The following is a 14428-nucleotide window of genomic DNA, read 5'->3' as shown; positions in this document are numbered from 1 at the left end:
AGAATGACATGAACCTTCCCAACATCATCCGACCGGAGCACACCTTCATCGGCGTGTCGGCGCCGACGAAATGGCGCGCGCTGCAGGGTATAGCGGATAAGGCGGCCAAGGCCTTCTCTGTCGACGGCCAGACCATCCTGAAAGCGCTTGAAACGCGCGAGAAGCTCGGCTCCACGGGGATCGGCAACGGTATCGCCATTCCGCATGCGGCGATCGACGGCATGACCAGCCCGCGCGGCCTTCTCCTCCGCTTCGCCCAGCCGCTGGATTTCGAGGCGATCGACGATATCCCGACCGACATCGCCTTCGTGCTGCTCTTCGGGGAAAACAATCGCGGTGAATATCTGAACGTGCTTTCCGCCATCGCCCGGCGGCTGCAATCGGACGGCGTGCTTGCCGCCATGCGCAAGGCAAGGACGGTCGACGAATTCTATTCCGATTTCATCGCCGATTCCAGGGTATGAAAAAGGCGCGGCCCAAAGGTCGCGCCTCCTCGTCTGCAATCAGACTATCTTAGAAATCGCGCTGGAAGCGCAGGAAGCCGAACACTTCGTCGTCGCCTTCGTCCTCATCGTGATATTGCACGCTGAGCTTCGTCCTGAGGTCGTCAACGATACGGTAGTCGATCGTGACGCCGGTGGTGTAGGCGCTGCCGCCGCTGAAGCCGTTGCCGTCAGCGTCGAGAGCGATATTTTCGAAGTACTGGAAGCCGGGGGTGACCGACCACTTATCATTGATCTTCAAGGCGTATTCTGCTGCGATCGTCCATTCGGACTCTTCGTAGTAGTAGTTGGCGCCGCTTGCCCATACGCCGGCAATGCCGAGCGTGCCCGGGCCGATGTCGGCATAAACGATGCCACGGACCGCGACTTCGCTGGTGTCGGTGTCATAACCGGCAAGCAGGTAAGCACTGATGGCGCCGGCCTTGTAGGAGACCTGGCCTGCGACACCAAAATTGTTCGGACCGTCGCCCGGCTTGGTGGCGTAGTCGTCTTCCAGTTCGTCGACCGAGATGCCGGCGGCGAAAGCGCCGGACTCGTACTGATAACGGATCGAGTTGTGGGTCGTCTCGTTGCTGGCGAGCGTATCGGTCTCGCCGCTCATGTCGTCATCCCACCAGCTGTACAGCTTACCGACGCGGAATCCGGCAATATCGATATAGCCTTCATCCAGCAATGCTTCCTGGTCGGTGGCATTGTCGACATTGTAACGCAGCGTGATGACGCCGGTCAGCGTACCGTACTCGGTGTCGTTCTTGGCCTGGAAGGTGACCTGACCGCGAGTCCAGAAGTCTACGTCGGAATCGCCGGAGATCTGCTTACCGAAGCGCACTTCGGTACGAATGTAGCCGCCGATCGAAAGGCATGTTTCCGTCCCCGGAATATAAAAATAGCCGGTACCGTAGGCGTCGCAAACGCGAACATATTCCACGGGCTCGGGTTCCGCCGCCACGATGGCGTCGGCTGCGCGGGCTCCGGAGGCCGCGGCAAGGGCGGCAACGGAGGCAAAAAGGATAGTTCTGATATTCATTTTGAATGGCCCTAACAGGTTTGGAATGCGAGGCGCATTTCAAGGGATGCCCCCACGTAGCGGTCGGAGAATACGACCGCACGGGGGCCATATAGGAATCCGCAAGTGTCATCGCGGCAAAATCTGGGCAAAAATCAGCAGCACCACGGCGCTTTAGTGGAGGAACTGTGGCGAAAAAAACACGGTCCCGCGGCCGACGGCGGCGGCAACGAATTGGCCGCGGCCAACTTCGACACGTCTATTTCAAAATCACCCCTCAAATGGAATGACATTCTAACGGCAGGGCCGGAACCGGAAGAACCTTTGTTTCATTATACGACTGACTTGATAGAGTTAAGACAGAAAACAGGAGGGTTCCCATGCAGACACAACGGCTCACCCGGCTCCTCGCGGCCGCGGTCATGGCGGGCAGCTTCGCGATCGGGAGCATTGCTCCCGCTTTCGCGGATCAGACGCTGCTCAACGTTTCCTATGATCCGACTCGCGAATTGTATAAGGATTTCAATGCTGCCTTTGCTGCCAAGTGGCAAAAGGACAGCGGTGAAACCGTGACGATCCAAGCCTCGCATGGCGGTTCCGGCGCCCAGGCCCGCTCCGTCATCGACGGTCTCGACGCCGACGTCGTCACCCTGGCGCTCGAAGGTGATATCGACGCCATCGCCAAGGCGACCGGCAAGATCCCGGCCGACTGGAAGACAAAATTCCCCAATAATTCGACGCCCTATACGTCGACGATCGTCTTCCTCGTGCGCAAGGGCAACCCGAAGGGCATCAAGGATTGGGGCGACCTGGTCAAGGACGACGTGCAGGTCATCACCCCGAACCCGAAGACATCGGGCGGCGCCCGCTGGAACTTCCTCGCTGCCTGGGCATGGGCCAAGCAGGCGAATGGCGGCGACGAAGCCAAGGCGCAGGATTATGTTGCGAAACTGCTGCAGCACGTTCCAGTTCTCGACACCGGCGCGCGCGGCGCCACGACCACCTTCGTCCAGCGCGGCCTCGGCGACGTGCTGCTTGCCTGGGAAAATGAAGCCTATCTTTCGCTCGAAGAACTCGGTCCCGACCAGTTCGAGATCGTGACGCCGAGCTTCTCGATCCGCGCCGACCCGCCGGTTGCCATCGTCGACGGCAATGTCGACAAGAAGGGTACACGGAAGGTCGCCGAAGCCTATCTCAACTACCTTTATTCGGACGAAGGCCAGAAGATCGCCGCCAAGCACTATTACCGGCCGATCAAGCCGGAAGCCGCCGATCCGGCCGACATAGCCCGCTTCCCGAAGCTGACGCTCGCGACCATCGACGACTTCGGCGGCTGGAAAGAAGCGCAGCCGAAATTCTTCGGCGACGGCGGGGTATTTGACCAGATCTACAAGCCGGCCCAATAATAGACTTCATGAAAGCACATAGCCCCACGCGGTGGCGGTTCAGGCGGCCGAGCGTCATTCCGGGTTTCGGAATGACGCTCGGCTTTACCTTGACCTGGCTCACCCTTCTGATCCTCATCCCGCTCTCGGGCCTTGCCGTCCGGTCGAGCGCGCTCGGCTGGGAGAAATTCTGGTCGATCGCGCTCGATCCGCGCACGCTGAACGCGCTGCGCATCAGCTTCGGCAGCGCCTTCATCGCCGCGATCGTCAATGCCGTCTTCGGCGTCCTGCTTGCCTGGGTGCTGGTGCGCTACCGCTTTCCCGGCAAACGCATCATCGATGCCATGGTCGACCTTCCCTTCGCGCTGCCGACCGCCGTTGCCGGCATCGCACTGACGACGCTTTATGCGCCGAATGGCTGGATCGGCCAGTTTCTGACGCCGCTCGGCATCAAGATCGCCTTCACCCCGGCCGGCATCGTCGTGGCGCTGATCTTCGTCGGCCTGCCGTTCGTGGTGCGCACGGTGCAACCGGTCATGGAGGAAATCGACAAGGAGGTCGAGGAAGCAGCCGCAACGCTCGGCGCCAATCGCTTCCAGACGATTTTCCGCGTGCTGCTGCCGGGGCTGGCGCCTGCCGCGCTCACCGGCTTTGCGCTCGCCTTTGCCCGCGGCGTCGGCGAATACGGCTCGGTCATCTTCATCGCCGGCAACCTGCCGTTCAAATCGGAGATCGCACCGCTTTTGATCATCATCAAACTCGAAGAGTATAATTACGCGGCAGCGACCGGCATTGCGGCGATCATGCTGATCATCTCGTTCGCCATGCTGCTCGTCATCAACCTCATCCAGAGCTGGAGCAGGCGGAGGTACGGCTATGGCGCTTGAGTCAACCGTTCAACCGGTCAAGCTGCGTTCGGTGACCACCGAAAACCGGATCGCGCGCCGCACGCTGATCATCGTCTCGATGGTCTTCCTGCTGCTGATACTGCTGCTGCCGCTCGCGGCCGTCTTCGTCGAGGCCTTCCGCAAGGGTGCCGGCCCGTTCCTCCAGGCGCTCGCAGACGCCGAGACCTTCTCGGCGATCCGCCTGACACTGATCGTTGCCGGCGTCAGCGTTCCCCTCAACCTCGTCTTCGGGGTCACCGCCGCCTGGGCGATCGCCAAGTTCGAGTTCAAGGGCAAGGCCTTTCTGACGACGCTGATCGACATGCCCTTCTCGGTCTCACCCGTCATATCGGGCCTGGTCTTCGTGCTGTTGTTCGGCGCCAATACCTGGCTCGGCCAGTGGCTCAGCGCTCATGACATCAAGATCCTGTTTGCGGTGCCGGGGTTGATCCTCGCCACCATGTTCGTCACCTTCCCCTTCGTCGCCCGCGAGCTGATCCCGCTGATGCAGGAACAAGGAACGGCCGACGAAGAGGCAGCCCTTTCGCTCGGCGCCAGCGGCTGGCAGACCTTCTGGCACGTGACGCTGCCGAATATCAAATGGGGCCTGCTCTACGGGGTGCTGCTCTGCAACGCCCGCGCCATGGGCGAGTTCGGCGCCGTCTCGGTGGTGTCAGGCCACATCCGCGGCCAGACAAACACCATGCCGCTGCAGGTGGAGATCCTCTATAACGAGTATAATTTCACCGGCGCTTTTGCCGTCGCCACACTTTTGGCCTTGCTGGCGCTCGTCACTCTTGTTTTGAAGACGCTGCTGGAAATGCGCTATAGCGCTGAAATCGCCGCCAGCCGGCGGCACTGAAGGATTTGGAATGGAAGTACGCGTTCAAAACATCCGCAAGGAATTCGATCGTTTTCCGGCGCTGCACGATGTCTCGCTCGACATCCGCTCCGGCGAGCTCATCGCACTGCTCGGCCCTTCGGGCTCCGGCAAGACGACATTGCTGCGGCTGATCGCCGGCCTCGAAAGCCCAACGGAGGGTCTGATCTTCTTCGGCGACGAGGACGCCTCGAAGAAAACCGTTCAGCAGCGCAATATCGGCTTCGTCTTCCAGCACTATGCTCTGTTCCGCTACATGACGGTGCTCGACAATGTCTCCTTCGGCCTGAAGGTCAGGAACAGCGCACGGCGGCCCGCCAAGGCCGATATCCGCAAGCGAGCGCTGGAACTGCTCGACCTCGTCCAGCTTTCCGGTCTCGAAAAACGCTACCCCGCCCAGCTTTCCGGCGGTCAGCGCCAGCGTGTGGCGCTTGCCCGCGCCATGGCCGTCGAGCCGAACGTGCTGCTGCTCGACGAGCCCTTCGGGGCGCTCGACGCCCAGGTGCGCAGGGATCTGCGTAAATGGCTGCGCGATATCCATGACCGCACCGGTCACACCACCGTCTTCGTTACCCACGACCAGGACGAGGCCCTGGAGCTTGCCGACCGCGTCGTCGTCATGAGCCAGGGGGCGATCGAACAGGTCGGCACGCCGGATGAGGTCTACGACAACCCGAATTCTCCCTTCGTCTTCGGCTTCATCGGCCAGTCGAACTGCCTGCAGGTCGAAATCTCCGATGGTGACATCCGCTTTGAAGGCCGTTCGCTCGGCCTCAATGCCGATAGTGAGCCGGAGGGCCCTGCGCAGCTCTACTTCCGCCCGCATGACGTCAGGCTCTGCGAATCGGCTGAAAACTGCATTGCCGGCCAGCCGGTTTCCAGCCGCCGCGTGGCCGGTACCCGCCATATCGAATTGGATATCGGCAATGACCGCCCGCATATCGAGATCGAGCTGCCGCCGAGCGAGGCCGACAGGCTCGACCGCAACCGCGTGGCCTTCAAGCCGACCCGCTGGAAGCTGTTCCGCAGCTGATGGAGGTTGTCGCCAATGACCCGGCTCCTTGCAGGACTCTCATGTCGCGAGAGTCCATTTGGCTTTTTGTGATCTATGGTTGTTTGTATTTTAGTCACATGACGAGTAAAAGATTTTCACGATAAAAAGTAGGACTAATCCCACAGGAGGCACCTGGCGTTGAGGGCGGAGATTTCCTTTGGAAAATCCCTGATCGGGATTTTGTTCGCAGGGCTGGCGGCCGCAGGCTGCACGACGACATCGAAACCGGCGGCAACGTCGGCGAAGACCAAGCAGGTTCACGCGGCGAAGGTCACTTTCAATTATACGACCAAGGATCGCGACTGCCTGCAGCGCGCGATGTATTTCGAATCGCAGCATTCGGATGAGGACGGCTATATGGCTGTCGGAACCGTCGTCATGAACCGGCTCACCTCCGGCGCCTATCCTCCTTCGATCTGCGGCGTCGTCGCCCAGGAAAAGCAGTTTGCGCCCGGCGTGATGACGCGCGAAGTCAAGCCGCAGGCCGAAACCGAGCTGGCGACCGCCGCCGACGCGATCCTGAAGGGCGCACGCCATCCGGCGGTGAAGGATGCAATGTTCTTCCACACCGACGGGCTGAAATTCCCCTACAACAACATGCATTATGTGACGGTCGCCGGCGGCAACGCCTTCTACGAGAAGCGCGACTCCGACGGCATGCTCGAGACACCGCCGCCGCTGCCCGCCTATGAGGTGGCGATGAATTATGTACCGGGCGAAAGCATGCTGCCGCCGCAATTCGAGGCGCTGATCCCCTCGGCTGTTCCCGTTCCTCTCCCGGCTCCGGATCCGTTGGCGACGGCGAGCACGATATCGGCGATAAATATGGCGCCCACAGCACGTATGGCGCCCATCGCAAATCCCATGCCGATGCAGATCACCGCACCGGTGACTTCGCCGGAAACCTCGATCGAACCCGACCCGGGAATGCCGATCGCGATCCCCATTCCCCGCCCCGCCTATGACAGCGTCATGCTGCGCGGCAGCATTGCAGCGAACGGCGGCTAAACCAGTTTCGATTTTGAAGTGAACGCGCGCCTTAAGCGCGCTCTTCCCAGACCCTGGCAAGCTCGACGATCGTCTTGACTGCCTTTTCCATATCCTGGCGGCTGACCCATTCGAGCGGCGAGTGGAAGGCGTGGCCGCCGGCGAAGATGTTTGGGCATGGCAGACCCATGAAGGAGAGGCGCGAGCCGTCGGTGCCGCCGCGGATGCTGCCGCGCACTGGCGTCATGTCGGCCCGGCGCACCGCTTCGATGGCGTTGTCGACGATTTGCGGGTGGCGGTCGAGCACCACCTTCATGTTGCGATACTGCTCCTTGACCTGGAAATGATAGGTCGAGCCGGGATAGCCAGCCATGACCTCCTTGACGATGGCTTCGAGCATGGCTTCCTTTTCCACCAGCCCCTTGTCGGTGAAGTCGCGAATGATGAGGCTGAGCGACGCCTTCTCCATCGAGCCGGTCACCCCTGTCGCATGGATGAAACCCTGCTTTCCCTCGGTGGTCTCGGGCGCCATCTCCCTCGGCAGCCGGTCGATGATGGCGCCGGCGATCTTGATGGCGTTCTCCATACGATCCTTGGCGAAACCCGGATGGATCGCCACGCCTGCTATGCCGATCTCCACACCATCGGCCGAGAAGGTCTCGTCCTCGATATGGCCGGCGGTCTCGCCGTCCATCGTATAGGCAAAGTCGGCGCCGAGTTTCCTGAGGTCGACCTTGTTGACGCCGCGCCCGACCTCTTCGTCGGGCGTGAACAGGATTTTGATCGTCCCGTGCCGGAGAGCTGGATTGTCGACAAGGAACTGGGCCGCGGTCATGATTTCCGCCAGTCCCGCCTTGTCGTCGGCGCCGAGCAATGTCGTGCCATCGGTCGTGACGATGTCGTTGCCGATCTGATTGTTCAGCTCGGGATGCTCGGAAACGCGGATGACCCGGCTTGCATCGCCGGCAAGCCTGATATCCCCACCGGCATAGTTCCGGATGATCTGCGGCTTGACATTCGTGCCGCTGAAATCGGGCGCCGTATCCATGTGCGAGCAGAAACAGATAACCGGCACCGTCTTGTCGCTATTTCCAGGAATGGTCGCGTAGACATAACCGTGTTCATCGAGATGCGCGTCGGCAAGGCCGATCTTCAGCAGTTCATCGACCAGAACCCGGCCGAGATCCTTCTGTTTTTCGGTGGTCGGCTGCGTCGACGAGGCAGGATCGGATTGCGTGTCGATAACGACATAGCGGAGAAAGCGGTCGAGAACGGTATCGGTCATGGCATCCAATCCAGAAAGATCACCCGAGAGATATAATCCTCGCGGAGGATGCGGCAAAAGATTTTTCCGCTCGCGACGCGAGAGAATTGCCGTTCAGTCGATGCGCTTTCCCTCGCCGTCGAAGACGTGCAGATACTGGGCCGGGAAGGCCACGTTCACCTTCGGGCCTGCCTTCAGCGCTTCGCGATCGAGCGTGAAGATCTTGAACGGCAGGCCGTGCAGGGCAAGGTGCAGGATGATGCCGAAACCGGTGGGTTCGACGAGTTCGACATCGGTGGCAAGTCCTGCCCCGTCATTGGTCATCAGCACGTGCTCCGGCCGGATGCCGAGCGTCACCTTGGCGCCGTCTCCCAGCGGCAGCGGCTTTGCCAGCGGCACGATCGTGCCGTCCTGCAGCTTGACGCCGCCTTCGACATAGCTCGCCTCGAGGAAATTCATTCCCGGCGAGCCGATGAAGCCGGCGACAAAAAGATTGGCAGGGCGGTCATAAAGTTCCAGGGGACTGCCGACCTGCTGGACGACGCCGCCATGCATGGCGACGATCCGGTCCGCCAGCGTCATCGCCTCGATCTGGTCGTGGGTGACGTAGATCGAGGTCGCCTTCAGGTCGCCATGCAGTTTCTTGATTTCGGCGCGCATCTGTTCGCGCAGGCGCGCATCGAGGTTGGAAAGCGGTTCGTCGAACAGGAAGGCCTTCGGTTGGCGCACGATGGCGCGGCCCATGGCGACGCGCTGGCGCTGGCCGCCGGAAAGCGCCTTCGGCCGCCGTTCGAGCAGCGGATCGAGGCCAAGCTTGGCGGCGGCCGAAGCCACAGCGCTCGCGATCTTCTCCTTCGCCGTCTTCCGCAGCTTGAGGCTGTAGCTCATATTGCCGGCGACGTTCATATGCGGATAGAGCGCATAGGACTGGAACACCATGGCGATGTCGCGGTCCTTGGGATGAAGCTCGTTCACTCTGGCGCCTGCAATGCGGATCTCGCCTGATGTGACCTCCTCCAGCCCGGCGATCATGCGCAGCAGCGTGGACTTGCCGCAGCCGGACGGACCGACGAGCACGACGAACTCGCCATCCTTGATTTCGAGGTCGACGCCGTGCAGCACCTGCACATGGCCATAGGCTTTGCGGATATTCTGGATATCGATCGATGCCATTTGTTTAACCCTTGACCGCGCCGGCCGTCAGGCCCTGGACGAGATAACGCTGGATGAGCAGGAAGAAGAGGCCGGCCGGAATGAGCGCCATGACGCCCGCCGCCATCATCTGCCCGAAATCCACCGAGAATTTCGAAACGAAGGTGAGAAGGCCGACCGGGAAAGTCGCCGCGTCATTGCCGTTGATCAGCATCAGCGCAAACAACAACTCGCTCCAGGCGGCGGTGAAGACGAAGCCGAGCGTGGCGGCGATCCCCGGCAGCGTCAGCGGCAGGATGATCTGGCGAAACGCCGTGAACTGCGTCGCCCCGTCGATCATCGCCGCCTCTTCGAGATCCCTCGGGATGCCGTCGAAGAAGGACTGCATCAGGAAGGTGGCAAACGGCACGTTGAAGGCGGTGTAGACAATGACGAGACCGGTCAGGCTGTTGGTCAGATGCAGCGGCGACAGGATCTTGAAGATCGGCGCCACCAGCATGACCAGCGGAAACATCTGGGTCAGCAGCATCAGCGCGACGATCCAGTATTTGGCCCGGAAATTGAACCGCGACAGCGCGTAGCCGGAGAGTGAGGCGCAGATCGTCACCGTCACCGCCGTCGACGTCGAGACGATCAGGCTGTTCTTGAAGAAGGTCGGAAAGGCGCTGTGCTGCAGCACGAAGGCATAGTGCTCCCAGGTCGTGCGCGACGGCCACATCCGCACGCCTTCGCTATAGAGCAGGTCGTTCGGCGTCACCGAGACCTTGAGCAGCCAGAACAGCGGGAAGAGCGCGAAAGCGATATAGCAGAGGATTGCCAGACGGTGCGCGATGGTGGGAATGAGGGATCGTCTCATTGGCTCAATCCTTGTTCAGCAGCGTCTGCCGCAGCAGGATGATCAGCATCGAATAGGCAAGCAGCAGCCCGAGCAGCACCAGGGCGATCGCCGAGGCATAACCGAAATCGAGCCGCTTGAACGCCGTCGTGAAGATGTAGCTCGCAACGATCTGCGTGCGGTCGGCCGGCCCGCCATTGGTCATGACGACGATGAGATCGGCGAAGTTGGAGATCCAGACGGTGCGCAGCAGCACGGTGATGGCGATCGTCGGCGCCAGAAACGGCAGGGTGATCGAACCGAAACGCTGGAACCAGCCGGCGCCGTCGATCGACGCCGCCTCGTAGAGATCGCGCGGGATTGCCTGCAGGGCGGCAAGCAGGGTGATGGCGAAGAAGGGAATGCCCCACCAGACATTGGCGACGATCGGCCCCCACATCGCATAATTCGGATCGGAAAGGATATTGCCCGGCTCATGCATCAGCCCGAGGGCGAAGAGCCAGTGCGGGATCGGCCCGATGACCGGATTGAACAGCCAGGCCCAGTTGAGGCCGGCGAGAAAGGACGGCACCGCCCAGGGCAGGAAGACCAGAGCCTGGGCGATTGCCCGGCCTGGGAATGGCTTGTCGAGCAGCAGCGCCAGGATGAGCCCGAAGGTAAACTGCAGGACGACGGAGGCGCCGGTCCACCAAAGGGTGTTGCGCAGCGCCCCATAGAAGGCCGGATCCGTGGAAAGCTCGCGGAAATGATCGAGCCCGATGAAGCCGCCGGAAAACGGATTGAGCAGCTGAATATCGCGGAAGGCATAGGAAACGCCGACCGTCAGCGGCACCAGCATCACCGCGATGATCAGGATCAGCGACGGCGCGCTGTAGAGATAGGGCTCCGAAGCATCGGCAAGACGACGCAGCCATGGCCTGCGGTCGCGACGCATGTCGAGCGTATCGGCGGAAGTGGTCATCAGATTGCAGTTTCCATTGTCTTTACCGGTCGGGAATTGGTGACGTTTCCGAATGGAGAGACCGGAGCCCCCTCATCCGACCCTACGGGCCACCTTCTCCCCGCTGGGGGAGAAGGGGAATGAGGCGCCGCCACGCGTCCCTTCTCCCCAGCGGGGAGAAGGTGCCGGCAGGCGGATGAGGGGGCTTCTGCCACAAAGCCCTCTATCCTTATTTCTTAGTCAGGAACTTCTGCTGCGCCTTGGTCAGGTATTCCGCCCACTGGTTGGCCAGATCCTTCGCCGAGATGTCGCCCAGCATTGCCTGCTGCGAGGTCTTGATCGCCAGCGAATCCTTGAAGAAGGCAAATTCTTCGAGGTAGGTCGGCATCACCGTCGGTACCGTGTTCGGGTCCGCCAGTTCCTCGAACCAGCCCTTGAACTGGTCACCGGCATAGAAGGGATCCTTCTCGGCCGCAGTATAAGCCGGCAGGGCGCCGATGCGCTTGTTCCACTCGATATTGCCTTCCGGCCCTTCGAGGGTGGCGATCAGCTTCCAGGAGAGATCCTTGTTGCCGCTGGTCGAAAACATCGACCAGCCGCCATAACCGATGGTCGGGAAGGACTTGCCGTCCGGGCCCTTCGGCAGCGGCATGACGCCGAAATCGTCTTTTTTCATGCGTTCGGCGATGGCGATCAGCGCATCCGGATCCTGGTCGAGGAAGGCGCAGGTGCCGGAATAGAAACCGGCGACGACTTCGTTGAAGCCCCAGTTGATGCTGTCCTTCGGCGCATAACCCTTCTTGTAGAGATCGACCATCCATTCGATGCCCTTGGCCCAGCCGGGGCTGTTCATCGTCGAGGTGCCGTCGTCGTTGAAGTATTTGTTCGAACCGGCCATCGAGGCAGCAAAGATCATCCAGCCGTTGAGGCCGCCCGCTCCACCGCGCATGCAGTAGCCGTATTTCCCTGAAAGTTTGGAGATCTTTTCGGACGCAGCGGTGAATTCCTCCAGCGTCTTCGGTGGTGCTGCGACACCGGCTTCGGAAAGCAGCTTCTTGTTGTAGAACATCGCCCTGAGATAGAAGCCGTAGGGCAGCATATAGGCGGTCTTCTTGACGTCGCGGCCAAGTTCGAGCGCGCGCGGCGTCAGTTCCTTGGTGTGCTCCCACTTTGCGAGATAGGGCTCGAGGCTTTCGAGCATGCCGTTATTGGCATAGAGCGACAGCCAGGTATCGGGCATTTCCATCACATCGGGCACATCGCCGGCCGATACCATGGTCGCAAACTTCTGGAACGCTTCGTTCCAGGGCAGCGAAATGATGTCGACCTTGGTGCCGGGATTGGCGGCTTCGAACTTGCCGACGATCGATTTCAGCGTTTCGGTGCGCTCCGGGCTGGTGATGACTTCGACGAGCTTCAGCGTCGTGTCGGCAAAGGCCGTGCCCGCCATCATCGAAGCAAAGAGCGTTGAGATTATTAGCTTTTTCATGCTCGGTTCCCCCTTGTTAGGTTTCTCTCAGGTTTCAGGATTGTGAGGCGGCGGCGAGCGCCTCCTCGATGTCTCTCCACAGGGCCTCGGTTCCTTCGAGGCCGACATGGAGGCGTACGGATCGCGCATGGATGCCGAAGGCATGTGCGGAATTCGGCTGTGCCTTCTGCTGAAGCACCACCTCGCCCGGTACGATCAGGCTTTCATGTCCACCCCAGCTTACACCCAATTTGAAGAGCTTGAGGTGATCGGCAAAGGCGCGGATATCGACACCCTCGCGGAAGATGAACGAAAACAGGCCCGAGGTGCCATTGAGCCCGGCGGGCAGACGGTTGGCGAGGCCGGGATGGCAGACCGTCTCCACGACCTCGAGCTTCTGCAGGCGCCTGGCGATTTCAAGCGCCGATGCCTCATGCGCCCGCATGCGTAGCGGCAGCGTGCGCAGGCCGCGGATCAGGAGCCAGGCGTCGAACGGCGATAGCTTGCCGCCGAGATAGGGATAGGCTTCGGCCTTGATGCGGGCGATCATCGCCTTCGAGCCGGCAACGATCCCCGCCACCACATCACTGTGGCCGCCGAGGTATTTCGAGGCGGAATGGATGACCAGATCGACGCCGAGCGTTAGCGGCCGCTGGAAGAACGGGCTTGCCCAGCTGTTGTCGATCATCGAGACGATGCCATGTTGCCTGGCGAGGGCCGCGAGCGCACCGATATCATGCGCCTCCATCACCCAGCTCGTTGGGCTTTCCAAGTAGAGGAGCTTGGCGCCGGGCAGCGCCCTGGCGACCGCTTCCTCGTCGCGCCCATCGACATAGGTCACCTCGATCTTCATCCGCTTGAGGATCGTGCCGAACAGGCGGAAGGCATCGGGATAGACGTGTTTGACGGCGACGATGCGGTCGCCCGGTTCGACAAAGCTCAGCACCGCAGACGAGATCGCCGCCATGCCGCTGGCAAAACCCAGCGCATCCTCGGCACCCTCGAGCTTGGCCAGCATTTCCTCGAAGGCGCGCACCGTCGGGTTCAGCCCGCGCGTATAGGTCGGCCGCACCTTCTCGCCGCGATAGACGGTGATCATCTCGTCGTAATCGGAAAAGGTGAAAAGCGAGGTCTGGAAGATCGGCGGCACGACGGCGTCGGCAAAATTGCCGTCGTCGTGGGCGGTGATGAGGGAAGCAAGATCGAACGGGTCTGCGCCGCTGCTCATTTGGACATTTCCTTGATGTCTTCCTCGACGATATCGAGAATTTTCAATGTTTCCACGCGCGCCGCCTCGGCATCCCCGGCCGCGATCGCGTTGAAAAGGGTGCGGTGAAAAGGGAAGGACCGGCGGGCGAAATCCTGCCGGTCGAAGGGATGTTCCCAGAAGCGCTCGAAGGTCTCGCGCATCTGCTCGAGCAACTGGCGAAACAGCGGATTGTGGGTGGCGTCGTAGACGGCGAGATGGAAGGCCAGATCCTCCGGCCCGGAGGTGCCCTTCTCCAGGTGCACGTGCTCCATGGCGTTCAGCTTTTCCTCGATGACGACGAGGTCCTTCGCCGTGCGCCGCCGCGCCGCGACCATGCCCGCTTCGCATTCGATGCCGCGGCGAACTTCCAGCGTCTGCAGCAGCGCATCGCGCAGATGCACTGCATCGAACGACAGCGGCATATGGATCGTCGCTCTGGACACCGGCTTCAGCAGATAGGTGCCGCTGCCCTTGCGCGTCTCGATAACGCCGAGCGCCTGAAAGTGACGGATCGCCTCGCGAATGGTCGAACGCCCGACGGCAAGGGCCGCCATCAGCTCACGCTCGGTCGGCAGCCGGTCTCCCGCCTGCAGCCGCGCTTCCTCAACATAATCCGCCAGCGCATCGGTCACCTGACGCGCGCGGTCCATGGCGGGAAGCGGCCGGATCACCGGCCTATCGCTACGATTTGCCTTCATGGTTCCCCATTTTCTTATCAGGCAGTCAGGCTCTTGAATTGGTCTGACATCTTAGCATTTCTCAAAGTGGGGGAGGCGTCAAGGGGTGTTGTTGGTGTCGAGTTGCTCAGAATTTCCGGA

General features: G+C 61.1%; 14 protein-coding genes. 6 read left to right on the top strand and 8 right to left on the bottom strand.

Translation table 11 applies throughout. The features are described 5' to 3' along the window. The first annotated feature begins 8 nt into the window (after positions 1–8). The gene (locus tag HJB84_RS08150; RefSeq protein ID WP_207585583.1) at positions 9–464 is read left to right on the top strand and encodes a PTS sugar transporter subunit IIA; all 456 of its coding nucleotides are present in this window, start codon (positions 9–11) and stop codon (positions 462–464) included. Between the two features lie 49 nt (positions 465–513). On the opposite strand, the gene HJB84_RS08145 is transcribed toward HJB84_RS08150, so the two are convergent. Continuing rightward, positions 514–1530 (bottom strand): porin, encoded by a 1017-nt coding sequence (locus HJB84_RS08145; protein WP_207585582.1) that lies wholly within the window; start codon positions 1528–1530, stop codon positions 514–516. 359 nt (positions 1531–1889) lie between these two features. Here HJB84_RS08145 and HJB84_RS08140 point away from each other — a divergent pair, with 359 nt between their 5' ends. From HJB84_RS08140 to HJB84_RS08120, 5 genes are all read left to right on the top strand, one after another. After that, the gene (locus HJB84_RS08140) at positions 1890–2915 is read left to right on the top strand and encodes a sulfate ABC transporter substrate-binding protein (RefSeq protein ID WP_207585581.1); all 1026 of its coding nucleotides are present in this window, start codon (positions 1890–1892) and stop codon (positions 2913–2915) included. Positions 2916–2923: 8 nt separating this feature from the next. Then, entirely contained in the window at positions 2924–3781 is an 858-nt protein-coding gene (cysT, locus tag HJB84_RS08135; protein ID WP_207585580.1) for a sulfate ABC transporter permease subunit CysT, read from the top strand. Continuing rightward, positions 3771–4643, top strand: a complete 873-nt coding sequence (cysW, locus tag HJB84_RS08130; protein ID WP_207585579.1) for a sulfate ABC transporter permease subunit CysW — start codon at positions 3771–3773, stop codon at positions 4641–4643. Before cysT ends, cysW begins: the two co-directional genes overlap by 11 nt. A gap of 10 nt (positions 4644–4653) precedes the next feature. Beyond that, positions 4654–5694, top strand: coding sequence for a sulfate/molybdate ABC transporter ATP-binding protein (locus HJB84_RS08125; RefSeq protein WP_207585578.1), 1041 nt, complete (start codon positions 4654–4656; stop codon positions 5692–5694). 159 nt (positions 5695–5853) lie between these two features. Next, the gene (locus tag HJB84_RS08120; protein WP_221115666.1) at positions 5854–6723 is read left to right on the top strand and encodes a cell wall hydrolase; all 870 of its coding nucleotides are present in this window, start codon (positions 5854–5856) and stop codon (positions 6721–6723) included. Between the two features lie 31 nt (positions 6724–6754). Here the strand turns inward: HJB84_RS08120 and pepT are convergent, their stop codons facing one another. From pepT to HJB84_RS08085, 7 genes are all read right to left on the bottom strand, one after another. Next, the gene (pepT, locus tag HJB84_RS08115; protein ID WP_221115665.1) at positions 6755–7987 is read right to left on the bottom strand and encodes a peptidase T; all 1233 of its coding nucleotides are present in this window, start codon (positions 7985–7987) and stop codon (positions 6755–6757) included. Between the two features lie 93 nt (positions 7988–8080). Next, on the bottom strand, positions 8081–9139 hold the full coding sequence (locus tag HJB84_RS08110) for an ABC transporter ATP-binding protein (RefSeq protein WP_207585575.1): 1059 nt from the start codon (positions 9137–9139) through the stop codon (positions 8081–8083). Between the two features lie 4 nt (positions 9140–9143). Further along, positions 9144–9974 carry a carbohydrate ABC transporter permease gene (locus HJB84_RS08105; protein WP_207585574.1) on the bottom strand — a complete coding sequence of 277 codons (831 nt, stop codon included), beginning with the start codon at positions 9972–9974 and terminating at the stop codon, positions 9144–9146. Between the two features lie 4 nt (positions 9975–9978). Then, a complete protein-coding gene (locus HJB84_RS08100) occupies positions 9979–10914 on the bottom strand; it encodes a carbohydrate ABC transporter permease (RefSeq protein WP_207585573.1) in 936 nt (311 codons plus the stop codon). A 208-nt stretch (positions 10915–11122) separates the two neighbouring features. Next, positions 11123–12382: a sugar ABC transporter substrate-binding protein gene (locus tag HJB84_RS08095; protein WP_207585572.1), complete on the bottom strand. Its 1260-nt coding sequence runs from the start codon at positions 12380–12382 to the stop codon at positions 11123–11125. 34 nt (positions 12383–12416) lie between these two features. After that, the gene (locus HJB84_RS08090; RefSeq protein ID WP_207585571.1) at positions 12417–13589 is read right to left on the bottom strand and encodes a PLP-dependent transferase; all 1173 of its coding nucleotides are present in this window, start codon (positions 13587–13589) and stop codon (positions 12417–12419) included. Then, a complete protein-coding gene (locus HJB84_RS08085) occupies positions 13586–14308 on the bottom strand; it encodes a FadR/GntR family transcriptional regulator (protein ID WP_207585570.1) in 723 nt (240 codons plus the stop codon). Before HJB84_RS08085 ends, HJB84_RS08090 begins: the two co-directional genes overlap by 4 nt. Positions 14309–14428 lie beyond the last annotated feature (120 nt).

It is taken from the genome of Rhizobium sp. NZLR1b (assembly GCF_019685155.1).
Lineage (GTDB): Bacteria > Pseudomonadota > Alphaproteobacteria > Rhizobiales > Rhizobiaceae > Rhizobium.
The sequence above is the reverse complement of the archived record's forward strand: the minus strand, read 5'-3'. Positions and strand labels throughout refer to the sequence as shown.

Coding starts and splice junctions, on each gene's coding strand:
- HJB84_RS08105 (WP_207585574.1), bottom strand. CDS start 9,974: ATGAGACGATCCCTCATTCCCACCATCGCGCACCGTCTGGCAATCCTC.
- HJB84_RS08125 (WP_207585578.1), top strand. CDS start 4,654: ATGGAAGTACGCGTTCAAAACATCCGCAAGGAATTCGATCGTTTTCCG.
- HJB84_RS08110 (WP_207585575.1), bottom strand. CDS start 9,139: ATGGCATCGATCGATATCCAGAATATCCGCAAAGCCTATGGCCATGTG.
- HJB84_RS08090 (WP_207585571.1), bottom strand. CDS start 13,589: ATGAGCAGCGGCGCAGACCCGTTCGATCTTGCTTCCCTCATCACCGCC.
- HJB84_RS08100 (WP_207585573.1), bottom strand. CDS start 10,914: ATGACCACTTCCGCCGATACGCTCGACATGCGTCGCGACCGCAGGCCA.
- HJB84_RS08140 (WP_207585581.1), top strand. CDS start 1,890: ATGCAGACACAACGGCTCACCCGGCTCCTCGCGGCCGCGGTCATGGCG.
- HJB84_RS08145 (WP_207585582.1), bottom strand. CDS start 1,530: ATGAATATCAGAACTATCCTTTTTGCCTCCGTTGCCGCCCTTGCCGCG.
- HJB84_RS08085 (WP_207585570.1), bottom strand. CDS start 14,308: ATGAAGGCAAATCGTAGCGATAGGCCGGTGATCCGGCCGCTTCCCGCC.
- cysT (WP_207585580.1), top strand. CDS start 2,924: ATGAAAGCACATAGCCCCACGCGGTGGCGGTTCAGGCGGCCGAGCGTC.
- pepT (WP_221115665.1), bottom strand. CDS start 7,987: ATGACCGATACCGTTCTCGACCGCTTTCTCCGCTATGTCGTTATCGAC.
- HJB84_RS08150 (WP_207585583.1), top strand. CDS start 9: ATGAACCTTCCCAACATCATCCGACCGGAGCACACCTTCATCGGCGTG.
- cysW (WP_207585579.1), top strand. CDS start 3,771: ATGGCGCTTGAGTCAACCGTTCAACCGGTCAAGCTGCGTTCGGTGACC.
- HJB84_RS08095 (WP_207585572.1), bottom strand. CDS start 12,382: ATGAAAAAGCTAATAATCTCAACGCTCTTTGCTTCGATGATGGCGGGC.